Origin of the sequence: Neobacillus niacini (assembly GCF_030817695.1) — a bacterium.
Lineage (GTDB): Bacteria > Bacillota > Bacilli > Bacillales > Cytobacillaceae > Neobacillus > Neobacillus niacini_F.
The window spans coordinates 1,969,989-1,985,485 of the sequence record NZ_JAUSZQ010000002.1 but is presented as its reverse complement, the minus strand read 5'-3'; the positions used below and the strand labels follow the sequence as shown (position 1 = coordinate 1,985,485).

General features: G+C 38.4%; 22 protein-coding genes. 1 reads left to right on the top strand and 21 read right to left on the bottom strand.

All coding sequences use genetic code 11. The features are described 5' to 3' along the window. Positions 1-110: 110 nt before the first annotated feature. The 16 genes from QFZ28_RS10215 to spoIIIAA form a co-directional block, all read right to left on the bottom strand. On the bottom strand, positions 111-1,004 hold the full coding sequence (locus QFZ28_RS10215) for a polyprenyl synthetase family protein (RefSeq protein WP_307194526.1): 894 nt from the start codon (positions 1,002-1,004) through the stop codon (positions 111-113). Between the two features lie 3 nt (positions 1,005-1,007). Further along, the gene (locus QFZ28_RS10210) at positions 1,008-1,241 is read right to left on the bottom strand and encodes an exodeoxyribonuclease VII small subunit (protein WP_179596676.1); all 234 of its coding nucleotides are present in this window, start codon (positions 1,239-1,241) and stop codon (positions 1,008-1,010) included. Next, the gene (gene xseA / locus QFZ28_RS10205; RefSeq protein ID WP_307194525.1) at positions 1,234-2,589 is read right to left on the bottom strand and encodes an exodeoxyribonuclease VII large subunit; all 1,356 of its coding nucleotides are present in this window, start codon (positions 2,587-2,589) and stop codon (positions 1,234-1,236) included. The genes QFZ28_RS10210 and xseA overlap by 8 nt, the downstream gene beginning before the upstream one ends. Before the next feature lie 12 nt (positions 2,590-2,601). After that, on the bottom strand, positions 2,602-3,456 hold the full coding sequence (gene folD / locus QFZ28_RS10200) for a bifunctional methylenetetrahydrofolate dehydrogenase/methenyltetrahydrofolate cyclohydrolase FolD (RefSeq protein ID WP_307194524.1): 855 nt from the start codon (positions 3,454-3,456) through the stop codon (positions 2,602-2,604). A gap of 35 nt (positions 3,457-3,491) precedes the next feature. Then, positions 3,492-3,881: a transcription antitermination factor NusB gene (gene nusB / locus QFZ28_RS10195; protein WP_307194523.1), complete on the bottom strand. Its 390-nt coding sequence runs from the start codon at positions 3,879-3,881 to the stop codon at positions 3,492-3,494. Positions 3,882-4,083: 202 nt separating this feature from the next. After that, on the bottom strand, positions 4,084-4,491 hold the full coding sequence (locus QFZ28_RS10190) for an Asp23/Gls24 family envelope stress response protein (RefSeq protein WP_307194522.1): 408 nt from the start codon (positions 4,489-4,491) through the stop codon (positions 4,084-4,086). 18 nt (positions 4,492-4,509) lie between these two features. Beyond that, complete coding sequence (gene accC / locus QFZ28_RS10185) at positions 4,510-5,865, bottom strand: acetyl-CoA carboxylase biotin carboxylase subunit (protein ID WP_307194521.1); 1,356 nt, start codon at positions 5,863-5,865, stop codon at positions 4,510-4,512. A 14-nt stretch (positions 5,866-5,879) separates the two neighbouring features. Continuing rightward, entirely contained in the window at positions 5,880-6,395 is a 516-nt protein-coding gene (accB, locus tag QFZ28_RS10180; RefSeq protein ID WP_307194520.1) for an acetyl-CoA carboxylase biotin carboxyl carrier protein, read from the bottom strand. Positions 6,396-6,531: 136 nt separating this feature from the next. Further along, complete coding sequence (locus QFZ28_RS10175) at positions 6,532-7,092, bottom strand: SpoIIIAH-like family protein (protein ID WP_307194519.1); 561 nt, start codon at positions 7,090-7,092, stop codon at positions 6,532-6,534. 16 nt (positions 7,093-7,108) lie between these two features. Further along, the gene (gene spoIIIAG, locus QFZ28_RS10170; RefSeq protein ID WP_307194518.1) at positions 7,109-7,759 is read right to left on the bottom strand and encodes a stage III sporulation protein AG; all 651 of its coding nucleotides are present in this window, start codon (positions 7,757-7,759) and stop codon (positions 7,109-7,111) included. Between the two features lies 1 nt (position 7,760). After that, on the bottom strand, positions 7,761-8,381 hold the full coding sequence (gene spoIIIAF / locus QFZ28_RS10165; protein ID WP_307194517.1) for a stage III sporulation protein AF: 621 nt from the start codon (positions 8,379-8,381) through the stop codon (positions 7,761-7,763). Between the two features lie 11 nt (positions 8,382-8,392). After that, positions 8,393-9,592: a stage III sporulation protein AE gene (gene spoIIIAE, locus QFZ28_RS10160; RefSeq protein WP_307196994.1), complete on the bottom strand. Its 1,200-nt coding sequence runs from the start codon at positions 9,590-9,592 to the stop codon at positions 8,393-8,395. A gap of 37 nt (positions 9,593-9,629) precedes the next feature. Then, positions 9,630-10,019, bottom strand: coding sequence for a stage III sporulation protein AD (gene spoIIIAD / locus QFZ28_RS10155; protein ID WP_307196993.1), 390 nt, complete (start codon positions 10,017-10,019; stop codon positions 9,630-9,632). Between the two features lie 16 nt (positions 10,020-10,035). Further along, positions 10,036-10,239: a stage III sporulation protein AC gene (spoIIIAC, locus tag QFZ28_RS10150; protein WP_026572556.1), complete on the bottom strand. Its 204-nt coding sequence runs from the start codon at positions 10,237-10,239 to the stop codon at positions 10,036-10,038. 11 nt (positions 10,240-10,250) lie between these two features. Further along, positions 10,251-10,766 (bottom strand): stage III sporulation protein SpoIIIAB, encoded by a 516-nt coding sequence (gene spoIIIAB / locus QFZ28_RS10145; RefSeq protein ID WP_307194516.1) that lies wholly within the window; start codon positions 10,764-10,766, stop codon positions 10,251-10,253. After that, entirely contained in the window at positions 10,767-11,690 is a 924-nt protein-coding gene (gene spoIIIAA, locus QFZ28_RS10140; RefSeq protein ID WP_307194515.1) for a stage III sporulation protein AA, read from the bottom strand. A gap of 196 nt (positions 11,691-11,886) precedes the next feature. Between spoIIIAA and QFZ28_RS10135 the strand changes: the two genes are divergently transcribed. After that, positions 11,887-12,561, top strand: coding sequence for an SIMPL domain-containing protein (locus QFZ28_RS10135; RefSeq protein WP_307194514.1), 675 nt, complete (start codon positions 11,887-11,889; stop codon positions 12,559-12,561). A gap of 45 nt (positions 12,562-12,606) precedes the next feature. Here QFZ28_RS10135 and QFZ28_RS10130 read toward each other — a convergent pair whose 3' ends face one another. From QFZ28_RS10130 to ccmA, 5 genes are all read right to left on the bottom strand, one after another. Beyond that, entirely contained in the window at positions 12,607-13,116 is a 510-nt protein-coding gene (locus QFZ28_RS10130; protein ID WP_307194513.1) for a TlpA family protein disulfide reductase, read from the bottom strand. A 76-nt stretch (positions 13,117-13,192) separates the two neighbouring features. Next, positions 13,193-13,318, bottom strand: a complete 126-nt coding sequence (locus tag QFZ28_RS10125) for a CcmD family protein (protein WP_082799345.1) — start codon at positions 13,316-13,318, stop codon at positions 13,193-13,195. 12 nt (positions 13,319-13,330) lie between these two features. Next, complete coding sequence (locus QFZ28_RS10120) at positions 13,331-14,092, bottom strand: cytochrome c biogenesis protein (protein ID WP_307194512.1); 762 nt, start codon at positions 14,090-14,092, stop codon at positions 13,331-13,333. Positions 14,093-14,095: 3 nt separating this feature from the next. Further along, positions 14,096-14,770, bottom strand: a complete 675-nt coding sequence (locus QFZ28_RS10115; RefSeq protein WP_307194511.1) for a heme exporter protein CcmB — start codon at positions 14,768-14,770, stop codon at positions 14,096-14,098. Beyond that, positions 14,770-15,474 (bottom strand): heme ABC exporter ATP-binding protein CcmA, encoded by a 705-nt coding sequence (gene ccmA / locus QFZ28_RS10110; protein ID WP_307194510.1) that lies wholly within the window; start codon positions 15,472-15,474, stop codon positions 14,770-14,772. Before ccmA ends, QFZ28_RS10115 begins: the two co-directional genes overlap by 1 nt. Between the last annotated feature and the right edge of the window lie 23 nt (positions 15,475-15,497).

The window sequence follows — 15,497 nt, the reverse complement described above, 5'->3', positions numbered from 1 at the left end:
AAATTAGTAAAAATAGCCGCTAACACAAAAAAGTGGTAACGGCATTGACAACGTTTTATACATTGACAATAATTATAACACAATTACGTTGTTGTTCAAATACCAGTTATTTAGTGGTCTCTTGATGCTATTAAGTCAGCGATTTCTTTAAGTAAATGTATGTTAAGTCCAGTCTCTTCTAGGTATTGTTTAGAAAGGTCCAATTGCTGTTTTAACGCCTTCTTCGCGCCCTCCATGGATAATAGCTGTGGATAGGTGCTTTTCTCGTTAGTGGAATCACTTCCAACCGGTTTACCTAATAACGCTTGATTTCCTTCTAAGTCGAGAATGTCGTCTTGTATTTGGAAAGCGAGCCCTAGATAATGGGCAAATGCAGATAGGTTTTCCAATTGAGCTTGATTTGCCCCACCTAGCAATGCTCCTGCTATAACACTAAATTTTAATAGCTTTCCTGTTTTATGAATGTGGATATACTCAAGCTCTTCCATGGTGAGAGTTTTTCCCTCTCCTTCCATATCTGCCACCTGACCGCCCACCATTCCTTCACTGCCAGCAGCTTTTGCCATTTCGATTACCAATTGGAGTTTCGTTTCACCCGAAGCGATTTTCTCTGGAATTTGGCCGATTACCTCGAAGCTGTAGGTTAGTAATGCATCTCCAGCTAAAATAGCAATAGCTTCACCAAATACTTTATGATTCGTAGGCTTGCCTCTTCTAAGATCATCATCGTCCATACTCGGCAAATCATCATGGATTAACGAATAAGTATGAATCATTTCAATTGCAGCGGCTGCCATGAGTCCGATTTTTGGATCTTTTTCAAAAGCAGCAAGGGTAGCAAATACCAGTAAAGGACGGATTCTTTTTCCGCCCGCTTCAAGAGAATATTGCATCGCTTCTTTAAGAATAGGAGGTGCATTCAGCTTTTCCACCAAGATTCGAAGCTCTGATTCAAGCAGTTGTTTATGTTCTTGTGTAAAAGCATCTAGAACTTTAGCAGTCAAAGCCTATTCCTCCTCTTCAATCGTAAAGTTTTGTTTACGTCCGTCCTCCGTAATAATCTGTGTTAATTGTTCTTCAACACTTTTTAGCTTATCATGACAAAGCTTAGAAAGCTCCATACCCTCTTTATAAAAGGCAATGGCTGCTTCGAGTGGGACATCCCCCTCTTCAAGCTTATCCACAATTTGCTCGAGCTTATTCATTGCTTCCTCAAAGGAAATCTTTTGTTCATTACTCACGGTTTTCGCTCTCCTTTATGTTCTGTACATTACAGAGAAGGCTGCCATCTGTTAATTGAATTTGAAGTGGTTCGTTCTCTTTTACTTGTTTAACACTTTTTATTAATACATTGTCTTCAGAATAAACGAGACTGTATCCTCGTTCCATTATTTTTAATGGGCTCAAAGCTTGAAGTGTTGCGAGGATTCTTTCGAATTCATTATGTTTCTTCAAGAAGATTTGTCCCATTGCCCGTTGGATGTCTTTTTTAGAACGTTCAAATTTAATCTCCGCATCCCGTAATACTACCTTTGGGTGATTACGGATGAGTCGGATATGAATCGTTTCGTGCTGTGACTTTTTTAGAGTAGTCAATCTAGCAGCACCACGTACAAGGGATTCTGTTAATTTATCCACCTGTTCAAGCTTTTGTTCGTAAAGACGATGAGGGTATCGAAATGCATAGGATTTTTGTGCGCGCATTAACCGTTGTTTCTCATAGCGATATCTGCCGTTCATCGCTTGAAGCATTCTGGTTTTCCGCTGAAGCAGTCTTTCCATTAATTCATCAATATGAGGAACAGCCAGCTCTGCTGCTGCAGTTGGTGTTGGTGCACGCATGTCTGCAACAAAGTCAGCAATCGTAAAATCTGTTTCATGTCCGACTGCGGAAATAATAGGGATTTCTGATTTATTAATAGCCCTAGCGACTATCTCCTCATTAAATGCCCATAACTCCTCAATCGAGCCGCCTCCTCGCCCAACAATAAGTACATCGATCTCATCCATTTTGTTTGCTTTTTCTATAGCTCGTGCTATAGAAAAAGCTGCGTTCTCACCCTGTACCAGTGCAGGTAAAACAAGGATATTCGTAATCGGATAACGTCTTTTAATAGTGGTGATAATATCCCTTATTGCCGCTCCTGTTGGTGATGTTATGACCCCTACCGTTTTGGGATAGCTCGGTATGGGCTTTTTTAGATCGATAGAAAATAGTCCTTCTGCTTCGAGTCTTTTTCTTAACTGCTCGTACGCTAAAAATAATTCCCCGATTCCATCTGGCTGCATTTCTTTAATATACATTTGATATTGACCACTTGGTTCATAGACAGAGATATCCCCTTTTACAACTACCTTCATTCCATTTTCTGGTGAAAACTTCATGGTACGAGATTGGCTTGAGAACATCACTGCAAGAATACGTGCTTTTTCATCTTTTAAAGTAAAATACATGTGTCCGCTTGAATGCTGTTTAAAGTTTGAGATTTCGCCTCGTACATGTATATCCTGCAAATGGGGGTCTGCGTCAAATTTTCTTTTTATGTATTTTGTTAATGCTAGCACAGATAAATACTTCTTTTCCTGCATAACGAACTCCTTTTAGAACTCGAGCGTATTTTTGGCTGATTTAAGAGTGTTATACATGAGCATAGTAATAGTCATAGGACCTACTCCTTTTGGAACAGGGGTAATGTATCCAGCCTTTTCACTTACTTCTTCAAAAGCAACATCACCACAAAGTTTACCGGCTTCATTTCGATTGATTCCTACATCGATTACAACTGCACCCTCTTTTACATGGTCAGCTTTAATAAAGTCGGCAATACCAACTGCTGCAACAAGTATATCTGCTTGTGAGGTATGGAACTGTAAATGTTTTGTTTTTGAATGACAATAAGTTACCGTTGCATGTTGATTGAGAAACAATTGACCAACAGGCTTTCCGACAATATTACTTCTCCCTACCACAACCACATGTTTGCCTGCAACCGTTATACCCATTTCTTCTAAGAGTACCATGATTCCATATGGGGTACACGGTAAGAATGCGTCTTGTCCTGTCATCATTCTTCCAATATTTATCGGATGAAATCCGTCTACGTCCTTTAAAGGAGATATGGATTCAATAACTCTGGTCTCATCAATATGTTTTGGAAGTGGAAGCTGTACCAAAATGCCGTGGATTGCAGGATCTCCATTAAGTTCCTCAATTTTTGTTAGTAATTCTTCCTGGGTGGCCATTTCTGGTAATTCAATCAATACTGAGTGCATACCTAGGTCTCGACACGTTTTTTCTTTGTTCGTTACATATGTTCTCGATGCATGATTATTTCCAACAAGAATAACAGCAAGACCTGGTGTAATCCCTAATTCCTTCAGCTTTTGGACCTCAGATGCAATTTCCACCTTCTTTTTTGCTGCTATTTCTTTCCCATCAATAATAGTTGCTGCCATGTGCTTTTCCCTCAATTCATAGTTAGTTTTCTTGATTATAGTTTTTCTTTTACCTTCGATAGTACTCCATTAATAAAACGGCTTGATTGTTCATCTCCGTAAATTTTTGCTATTTCTATCGCCTCATCTAAAATAACATTTTCTGGAATTTCATTACGGAAATATAGTAACTCGTAAATCGCAATCCTTAATATATTCCTATCAACCGTTGCTAAACGATCCATCGTCCATTTTTCAAGATTTTCTTTTATGTATGGATCAATTTCATTTTTTTGTTCCACAACACCCAAGACTAGCTTTGTTAAGTAGTCATCTCCAGCCTCACCTTCTAAGACATGTTCAACTGCAGAAGATGGTTCTGTGTTACTTACATCAATTTGAAAAAGAGCTTGTAACGCCTTTTCCCTTGCTGTTCTTCTCTTCATTATACATTTAACTCCTTTAGAGATAGTCATTAATTTTTGTCAAATTTGATACAACGATTGCATGGTGTTTTTTGTACATAAAAAGATAATAGCACAACTAAAACTGATTCGCACTGTAAGAACTTATTTTTACCTAGAAGCAGTGTACTAATAACCATAAAAAAGAAAAAAAACCAAAGGATATCCTCCTTTGGTCAAATAATTAGATTTCTTCTTCTACTTCTGGTTCTGGTTTTTGGGTTTCGAAGGAGATACCGACGACGTGAATGTTTACTGCCTCTGCCTCTAATGCGGTCATGTTTAGCAATGCTTGGCGAATGTTATCTTGTATTTTCCCTGCTACTGTCGGGATGGATACACCAAATTTCATTAAGCAGTATACGTCAACTGTTATTCCTTCTTCCGATAGTTCCACTTTAACACCTTTACCGTGGTTTTTCTTGCCTAATCGTTCCACTACACCAGTAGCAAAATTTCCACGCATTTGCGCTACTCCTTCGACCTCTGAAGCAGCAATACCCGCAATGACTTCAATGACTTCAGGTGCAATTTCTACTTTTCCATGACCGTTGTTTCCTTGATTCATTTCCAGTACATTATACTCGCTCATAAAGTACACCTCCAGATTTTAGCTAGACTTCATCACATCATGTAACTCAAGAAACTTCGTATTAAATTGTCCCTCTACGAAACTTTCATGTTCAAGCAATTTTAAATGGAATGGAATAGTGGTATGAATACCCTCAATTACAAATTCGCTTAACGCACGTTTCATTCGTGAGATTGCTTCTTCCCTGCTATTACCATATGTGATGACTTTCGCAATCATGGAATCATAATAAGGTGGAATGGTATACCCTGGGTAGGCAGCAGAATCAATTCGAACACCAAAGCCGCCAGGAGGCAGATACATATTAATTTTCCCCGCTGAAGGCATAAAGTTCTTTTCCGGGTTCTCTGCATTAATCCGGCACTCAATGGCCCAGCCCGTAAACGTAACATCCTGCTGATTGATCGTTAATTTTTCTCCAGACGCCACTCGGATTTGCTCTTTAATTAGATCAATACCTGTGACCATTTCGGTAACTGGGTGTTCCACCTGTATTCTTGTGTTCATTTCCATGAAATAAAATTTACGATTGCGGTAGTCATATATAAATTCTACCGTCCCTGCACCTGAATAATCAACTGCTTTTGCCGCTTTTACTGCTGCATTTCCCATCTCAGCACGAATTTCTCCATCTAAGGCTGGTGAAGGTGTTTCTTCTAAAAGCTTTTGAAGTCTGCGTTGAATAGAACAGTCTCTTTCACCAAGGTGGATTGTGTTTCCGTAGGAATCTGCAAGTACTTGTATTTCAACATGACGGAAATCCTCAATATACTTCTCTATGTATACTCCCGGATTACCAAAGGCAGTTAATGCCTCTTGCTGTGTAATATTAATCCCCTTGATTAGCTCCTGCTCATTTTTTGCCACGCGGATCCCTTTACCGCCGCCGCCTGCAGTTGCTTTGATAATCACGGGGTATTCAATTCTACTTACCAGCTCAAGTGCTTCATCAATATGATTAATGATACCAGTTGAACCAGGAACAATTGGAACACCTGCTTCTCGCATCGTTTCTCTGGCAATATCCTTTGTTCCCATTTTCGTAATCGCTTCAGGACTTGGCCCTACGAAGGTTATATTACATTCACGGCAAAGTTCAGCGAAATCTGCATTTTCTGCAAGAAATCCATAACCAGGATGTATCGCATCGCACGCAGTCAGCTTCGCTACACTAATCAAATTCGTCACATTTAAGTAGCTGTCTTTTGATAATGTCGGTCCTATACAATAAGCTTCATCTGCAAGTTGTACATGCAGAGCTTCACGGTCTGCCTCTGAGAATACGGCAACTGATTCAATTCCCATTTCCCGACAAGCACGAATAATTCTGACCGCTATTTCTCCTCTATTTGCAATTAACAGTTTCTTTATCATCCAGTTATCGCTCCTTATTCCGGCTTCACTAAAAATAAAGGCTGTCCGTATTCTACTAGTTGGCCGTTCTTGGCAAGAACTTCAACAATTTCACCATTTACTTCTGCTTCAATCTCATTGAATAATTTCATTGCTTCTACAATACATACGATAGAATCTTTTGTAACAACAGAACCAGCTTTTACATAAGCATCTGCTTCTGGTGTTGGTGAGGCATAAAAAGTTCCAACCATTGGTGAAGTAATTTTGTGTAAATTCGAGGTATCAGCCTGAGCTGCAGCAATACTTACTGCTTCTTCCTGCTTTGTATCTTGTACAGGTGCTGTATTTGTAACTGCAGCTGGTGCAGCCTGCTGCACGACCGGAACTGCCTGCGGTGCTGCTTGTGGTACCTGTACCGTTGTCACAGTTGATGTTTCAGTATTCTTTTTCATTTTAATCTTTGAACCTTCATACTCATATACAAATTCATCAATGCTAGAATGGTCAACTAATTTTATTAATTCACGAATTTCCTGTACTTTTAACATTCTGAACACTCCTTGTCCTGAAAAAATTAAGACTAACTACTAATACTATACGCTAATACCTTATTAAAGTTCAATAATCTTGTTAACTAACAGCAAAAAAAGGAAAGCAAGAGCCCTCCTTTTTAGATATTTCTTTTTATTTAGTTGGCTGGAATTCAACAGCAACAAAGTTTGTTTCGCCAATTTCTTTCTTAACCATTTGAATAATCGCATTTGCTTCTGATTTAGAAGACTCTTTTTTAGACTTTACAATAATTTTAACAGTGGAACCATCTGCTCTAACGAGAACGTCTTCATAATCCCTTGCTTTAATTAACGTTTCAAGCATTTCTTCCTTTTGAGCAATCTCATTTAACTTTTTCATTTGGTCCACTGCTTCGCTTCTTTCAGATGCAGGAAGATCAGTTGTTGCCACAACAGCGTTTAGTTGTTCCTTTAATTCACTGCGCTCATCTTGAAGCTTTAATCGAAGTGCTTCAAATTCTTCATCACCAGCAACTTGTGATATAACAGTGTCGCCTTCTTTGGCTTCAGTATCGGTTTTTGTTTCTTTTTCCTTTTGGTCTGCTTTTTCTTCTTGCTTTACTGCAGCAAGTTCATTGCTTTTTTGTTCTGGAGAAGTGATGTAATAGACGGACAATACAACCACCAAACTTAACATTGTTAATAACCAAACTGTTTGTTTTTTCAATAGCATTTTTAAAATCCTCCTTTTATTTTTTAGGCATAACGGCAACGCGATGACTTGGTACATCGAGTGATCTTGTTACTGCCTCAATAATCCATTTCTTAACTTGAATATTTTCTGCACCTTTCGCTACCACCAATACTCCACGTATAGCTGGTTTTTGATATTCAACTACAATTGGGACCTCTTTTTCTCCTTCACGAATAATGACTAATTGCTCGTCCGTGGAGGTATCTTGAACCTTTCGTTCCCCACCCTCATTGTCTTTTTCTTCCGTTGTCTGAGATTTTGTCACCGTATTTTTCTCAAGGATTTTCTTGTCAGTTGAATCAATGTTCACTACCACCGTTACATCGTCAACCCCCAGCATTTCTTCAAGTGCCTTCTTAAGCTGCTTCTCATACTCTTCCTCGTATCCAGAAATACTTTTATTATTGGAGTCCTTCTTAAGGCTAAAAGCCTCAACATCTGTTGGTTCTGCTTGGCTGGTAGTAACGGCCTTGCTATCTAGTGGAGCTGATTTATCGGAAAATAGTACATTTCCGACGATCATGAATGCTGCACCAATGCATAGTACTAGAATCATATATTGATATTTCCCGGACTTTTTATCGGAAGTTTCTCCCTTTGCCATTATGTTTTTCAACCATGAAAATGGCCCTTTATTATTTTCCATTCTATTTATTCATCCCCCCTTCAACCGAGACTTCAATTGCCTTTTCTGTTACATTCCATTGCTGCGAAAGAAATGAGGCGATTTTTTCTGATTCTTCTGTTGGTTCTTTTGATGGAAGAGGTGTATCTGTAGTAATACTCACTGGTTGTATAGCTTCGACTGTCGTAACGGATGTTTCTGGCTGCTTTAGGCGCACTGTAACCATTTCTAGGTTTTCAGGGAATGATTCTTGGCTATCATTCTTGGTTGTAAGTTCTATTTTTGCAATTTCCAAACCAAATTGTTCCATCAACTCCTCCTCTACTCCCTTTTCAAGCTGGACAGCCATTGTTTCTAAAATATATGCATGATTGGAGGCTTGTATTTCTTTTTTCTGCAATTCTATTAAATTTTCCATATTTTTTTCTCCGGAATCCTGAAAAGTCGGGATTTGAGCCATCACTGTTTCAAAATCCTTAGATATTAACTTAAAAATCGGTGTAAGGATGATGGCAATAAGCAGAAGTCCTGTAACCATTTTTGTATATTTTTGTAAACTTGTATTAGGCAGCAGCATATCAATAACGGTTGCTAAAAGAATAAATAGGATGATATTCGTAACCCATTCTATTAAAAACTCCATAACGCTCTCCCCTATCTCATCATCATCGTTAAATTCCCTGCTGCGACAATTACCGTAATACTTAAAAAGAACATAAGAGAGACAATACCCAATGCAGCAAAAACATATATAACACTTTTGCTAATTATATCTAAACATTTAATAACCGGACCCCCGCCTAATGGCTGTAATATCGCAGCTGCAAATTTATAAATGAAGGCGATCATTAAGATTTTAAAAGCAGGGAAAGCAACGATAATAAGGAGAATCGCAACCCCTGCAATACCGACTGAATTCTTCAATAATCCCGAAGCACTTACTACTGTATCGGCTGCGTCTGTGAAGATTCTGCCAATGACAGGGATAAAGTTACCTGTAACGAACTTTGCCGTACGAATGGCCACACCATCGGTTATGGCAGTAGAAGCACCTTGGACCGAAATGACTCCAAGAAATACCGTTAAGAAAAGCCCCATTAACCCAATGCTCCAGTTTCTCAACAGTTGTGCCAGCTGTGTCACCTTATACTGGTCGGACATCGTACTCACGATACTTAACAGAGTGGCTAAAAAGAGAAGCGGGAGAATCACAAATTGCATAAACATTCCGCTGATATTCATTAAAAACAAGATAACCGGGTGAAAGAAAGCGGCTGAGATTATTCCTCCAGAAGAAGCTATTAAGGCTAATAATAGCGGAATCAGTGCGAGCACAAATGAGATCATGCTTGCTATTGCCTCATTGGTATATTCAATAACGATATGGAAACTATTAAGGGCAATAATTACTAGCACCATATAGACGATGGAGTAGGCTACTTTGCTGATCGTACTGCTCTCAAATGCATTTTGCATCGATTGGAGAAACATACTAAATATCGTTAGCAAAATTAATGAACCTAGCAGTTTTCCATTTACGACAAATTCATGAAACAAGAATTTAATGATTCCATGTGTCCATTCCTTGAAGGAGAATTGCTTGTCTCCCTTTACAAAATCGTATAGACTTCCTTTTTGGCTTTCAGGGAGGAAGCCGCCATATTTAGTTTGTATATCCTCCCAATATTGTTTAAGTTCTGTTAAATCCATTGTCTCAAGCTGTGCATCTACTAATTCCTGCGGCGATAGAGGTGTTGAAGCATCATTCACTTCTTCGTTAGCTTGTACACTTGTTGAAGTAAAAAATAGAAATAATAAAATAATAATGGGAATAAACTGCAGCCTTTGCTTCATCATTTTTCACCTCTTATTTTGGAAAAGAACAACCTTTCTAGCTTGGAATCAGCTTAATTATGGTTTCTATCATGACGGTTAATATTGGAATTGCCATTGCAAGAATTAACACTTTTCCAGCAAGTTCGATTTTTGATGCTACTGCACCTTGGCCAGCGTCCTTGGTAATTTGAGAGGCAAACTCTGCAATATAGGCAATTCCGATGATTTTTAGGATTGTCTCAACGTAAATTAGATTTACATTTGCATTCACGGCAAGCTTTTCAAGCATATGAATAATTTCATATATTTTATCGACTAGAAACAGAAAAATGCTGCACCCAACAAATACAATTAACAGGAAGGCGAAATTAGGTTTTTGCTCTTTTATTACTAATGCTAGGAAGGTTGCGACTAGAGCCACGCCAACTATTTTAATAATCTCAATGGCAAAGCCCTCCTTTCTATTGAAACAAAAAGACAGATTTTATTTTCTGGAAGAGGTCATCAACAATTGTGGCGACTTGAAACAAAATGTAAATAAAGCCAAATAGTGTTACCCACTGGGCATATTCCTTTTTCCCAACCTGATCAAGAACGGTATGCAAGAACGCAACCACTATACCCACTCCGGCGATTTTAAAAATAATATCCACTTCTAAGCCCATTGCTTTTCCCCCTAAATTAATAAAATAATCAGTAATAATCCTGAAAAGAACCCTAAACTCTTCACCATTTTTTCGTATTTTGCTTGGCTCTCAACTGCGTCCGCTTCTTCTCTTTCGAGATGGGAAAGAGTTAGCATAATATGTTTTTGCTGGGAAAAGCGATCATGCCGACCCAGGGTTTCCCCAAATTGTTTCATGATTTCAAACTCACCTTGTTTAAAAGCCGTTTGCTTCCAAACCTCCTTCAAACTGTCTTCCCAGGCATCCTTTACGGTTGTTTCAGTATCAGTCAATTTTTTTGCAAAACTTTCAAAGAAGGATGACAATGGCTTAGATAGTTGTGCTGCCAATCTCCTCGCTGCCTCATGCAAGGGTGTATGGCCATACATGATTTCAGCTTCAAGTGATTGAAGAGCAGATCTTAATTGCCTAAGCTGTCTCGGGCGTTCACTTAAATGTTTGGCAACTTCAAATCCAGTCCAAGTAGTAGCAAGAATAATAAAAATGGCACCAATTATTTTAACCATTTACATCACTCTCACTTTTTGACTAAGTTCTTTTCCGCTGCCATCCAAAATATGTGTAATGGTTCCTGGACCTTGAGACCTGCTTAGTACGATAAAACGTTGAAATATGTTTTGGTCGATAATGGATTTTAATGAAGGTCTGTTCTTTACTTCCTCCAGGCTGGTACCGTGTGTGGTCATAATAAGTTTTATGCCTGCGTAGACCGCTTCTTGGATAGCCTCTGCATCCTCTATACGGCCAATTTCATCCACCACTAATACCTCCGGACTCATGGAACGAATCATCATCATCATCCCCTCTGCTTTCGGGCAGGCATCCAACACATCTAGACGATGACCGAACGACATTTGAGGAATTCCATTTACACATCCGGCAATTTCTGAACGTTCATCGACAACCCCTACCTTATATGCATGTATCCCTTTTTCAAGGTTTCCAGTAGAGATAATTCTTGCGATATCCCGTAAAAGCGTTGTTTTTCCTGTTTGGGGAGGACCAATAATCATGGTGTGCAGCCAGGAATCATTGAATATAAAGGGCGAAATCTTCTCAGCAATCCCAATTTTCTCCTTGGCAATCCTAATGTTAAAAGAAGCAATATCCCTTATCGCTTTTACCTTTCCTTCTTCAAGGATCACCTTTCCTGCAAGTCCAATTCGATGGCCTCCTGAAACTGTTATATACCCCCGCTTCAACTCTTCCTCAAGTGTATAGATGGAGAATTGGCTGATTTTATTCATTAAATGGAAAGCATCTTCTTGCTGAATAATATACGATAGAAACCTTGGAGCTCCTTTCATCGTAATTTCTATAGGTCGTCCGATGCGAATTCTGATTTCTTCCAATTCTGCTTTTTGATTAGGAGGGATTTTACTGATTAGATCGGCAATGTTTTTTGGTAAGAATTTTAGGATCGTTTCCACATTTATTCCTCCTCCGAGTTGCTTGTCTCATTATTTAAAATGTATGCCTTTTGATAAGCATTATGACTTTGAAATTTTCAATTCTTTTAAAATACTCTTATATTCTATTTTTCTGAGAGAGTTACTAGAACTAGGAATACTCCACTCCGATAAACGTATTTTATTTAGTAAGGAATTTTAATAAGGGGTGCATTCCATGTATATTCAGAACCCTGGTCAGGGTAATCCCCTGTCCCAACGGAACAACTTAATTAAAGTAAGGGGTGAAGGAGAAATTGCTGTTCAGCCAGATACGGCCTCTGTTAATCTCGGTGTAGTTACTGAAGGGAAAGAATTAATTGGGGCACAGCAGCAGAACTCCTTGGATGCGAACAAAGTGATTGATACTCTCACTAGGTTAGGGATTGCAAGAAATCAGATACAGACCTTTGATTATCGTATTGAACCGGACTACGACTATGATCAAGGAAAACAAATTTTTCGTGGTTATAAAATCACACATATTTTGCAGGTGAAAGTGGAGAATTTAGACATTATTGGAAAAGTAGTAGATACTGCTGTCCAGAATGGAGCCAACTATGTGGCAAATGTTCAATTCACAACAAGATACAAAGAAACTTATTACCAACGAGCGCTCACCTACGCTTTAAACAATGCCAGCAACAAAGCAAAAACCATAGCAAATACCTTAAGAGTGACCCTCAATCCCACGCCCATCCTTGTGATAGAAGGCGGCGAAATGATTCACCCCATAGAGCTTCAACAAGTTGCATTTGCCAAAGCAGTAAACTCAACTCAAATTCAACCAGGACAGCTGATTATCAAAGCAAGTATTGCAGCAGATTTTAACTTTCATCCAATTGGTGGATAAAAAAAGGACTGAATCACTGGAAAAGTGATTCAATCCTTTTTTTCATTATTGGTCATACTTCTTTACCATTGAATATAATTGTGCAGCTGTGACGGGACCATTGTAATGCTCTCTTATGACTCCTTTTCTATCTATGACAAAGGTTTCCGGCTGTCCTGTTACATTATACTTTTTGGCAATCTTGGAATTGTAGTCAAATACATAAACAGCAGGTGTGTTATACTTTTCCAAAAACTTTTTAACTCGGTCCTTTGTTTCACCCTTGTTAATCATGATTAATCTGTATTGATCGCCGTAATCTTTTGCAAATGCCTCAAGCTCTGGAGCTTCATCCACACATGGTTTACACCATGACGCGAAATAATTCAGGATGATGATTTCCCCTTTGTAATCATAAAGCTTCGTATTTGTTCCATCTAAATTTGGCAGTTCAAAATTATAGGCTTGATCCCCGACATCGGTATTGTCACCTTTGCTAGCCAAACTATATCCAAAAAAGCTAAACATTCCAATTAAAAGAAACAACACGAGTAAGTTAATGACTCGTCTGCCCATTCTTCTTCCTCCTGACAGCAATAAGTAGTTTTACAGAAAAGCACTGTTCTGTATAAACAGGCCCTTTTCACTTTTTCTACCTATCTAATTGTTTTAAAAACTCGATATCTTTTTTAAGACTGTTATGACGTTTTCCGATCAGAAGCATATAACCAAAAATAATTACCCAAACTACTGAATAAGCTGCGTACATGAATCCCATGATAAATTCCTCCTAGTTTTCCAATCTTTCACGTAATTTTTCTTTGTAATGACCAACTTTTATTTTCATATTTTCTAATGATACTCCTTTATGAAGCAGATAGGCATAAAGGAAGGTAAATGCCGTAATCGAAACCAATAAGGCAACAAGCATACTAGGTGCAATTCCTCCACCCTGTTGAGAAGGACCATCTCCAAAAACGATTGGATGGAATTTTGATTGCCACCAGCGAATCGCAAAGAATACAATTGGAACATCTGCAAACCCGATAATCCCGAATACAGCAGCAAGTCGTGCTTTTTTATCCCAAACCCCATCCATCTGGCGAACCATCAGATAAGCCATAAAGAGAAAGAAAAGAATCAAGGTTGTGGTTAAGCGTGGTTCCCATGCCCACCATGTATTCCAAGAAGATTTCGCCCAGATTGGACCTGTTGTTAGTACGATAGTAGTAAAAACTACCCCTATTTCTGCTGATACAAAGGCATATGTGTCAAAAATTCTTTTACGTTTTATTAAAAACATGATACTAAAGACAAATGTGACGAAGAATGCTAAAAATGCTACCCATGCTGATGGAACATGCATATAAAATATTTTTTGTACAGCACCCATTGTTCTTTCAATCTCAGCATACATGAAAATAAAATAGAATGCCGCTAACATTGAAACTACCATTCCACCATATAATAATTTGGTAAGCAAAGAACTTTTCACGGGCGCCATATCTACTATAGGAAGCGGCGTCTTTTCGCTTTCAAGATTCATACTCATCTCTTAAACCTCCAGAACGTACTCAATTAGTAAAAAACAAAGAACAAAGAAAATCACGTCATAGGCTGCGACCAATTGCATCCAGGATATAGCAGTCGGTAATTTCTCCATATTTGTAAGTATAATTTTTGTTGCTTGTGTAACACCAATCAAGACAGGGCTTGTCATTGGGAAAAGCAATAGCGGTAATAACATTTCACTACTCTTTGAATTGGAAGCAAGTGCAGCTAAAAAAGTCCCAATCGCTATGAATCCAAAACTTCCGACAAATAAAACGAATATGAAATAGAGAATGCTGCCGGTGATTTTAAAATCAAATAAGAGAAAGAGAAAAGGGATGGATACAATTTCTACTATTAATATCATGGAGAAGTTGGCCATGAATTTGCCTAAATAAATGCTTGAAGCGTCCATAGGTGCAACTAGTAAACCATGCATGGTATCGTTTCGCTGCTCTGATACTAATGAGCGATTTAGTCCCAATATTCCTGAAAAGACTATGATGATCCAGACAGCACCGGGTATAACTGCTTTAGTTGTATTGTTTGCTGGGTCAAAAGCAAAGCTTAGTACTAAGATGACTAAACCAGCAAAAATGATCATGGTACCCAAAACTTGCTTTGTTCTTAATTCTGAATAGATATCTTTTTTTGCTATAGTGAGGGCTGCTCTTAACATCATGAAACCCCCTCTACCAAAACATGATATTTTTCAGAAACTAAACTTAGTGATTTATTATTTATTTTAAAATCATCAGCAATCTTGCCATTCTTCACTATAATAATTCGATCACAAATTGCCGCAGCTTGCTTGAAATCATGTGTTACCATTAATGTGGTACACCCTTTCTCTTTCATCGAAAGGACTACATTATTTAAAATGGTAATGGCACCTTGATCCAGACCGGTATGTGGTTCATCTAGCAGCATGATTTTCGGCTCGTGAATGATGGCTCTAGCAATCGCAATCCTTTGAATCATCCCACGTGAAAAATTCTTTACAGGTTCATTGATAAAGAATGACAAACCTACTTCATTAACAAGATTTCTTGCTCTATTCTCTGCATCCTTGACACCATATAAGTTACCAAAGAAAACTAAGTTTTCTACTGGCGTGTAGTGACCGTATAACAAGCTGGAATGCGGCAAGTAACCGAACATTTTCTTTACTTCAATATGATCTTTTTTTAAATCCAATCCGTTAATCTTCACATGGCCAGATGTAGGCTTGATTAATGTTGCCAGTACTTTAAGCAGTGTACTTTTCCCAGCACCATTTGGACCAAGTATAGCAACTGTTTCGCCTTGAGTAATTGATAGGTCAATACCACGCAGGATTAATTTATTGTCGGCTTGCTTTGTAAGCTTTTTTATTTCAATCATCAAGTATCCCTCGCATTCCGACT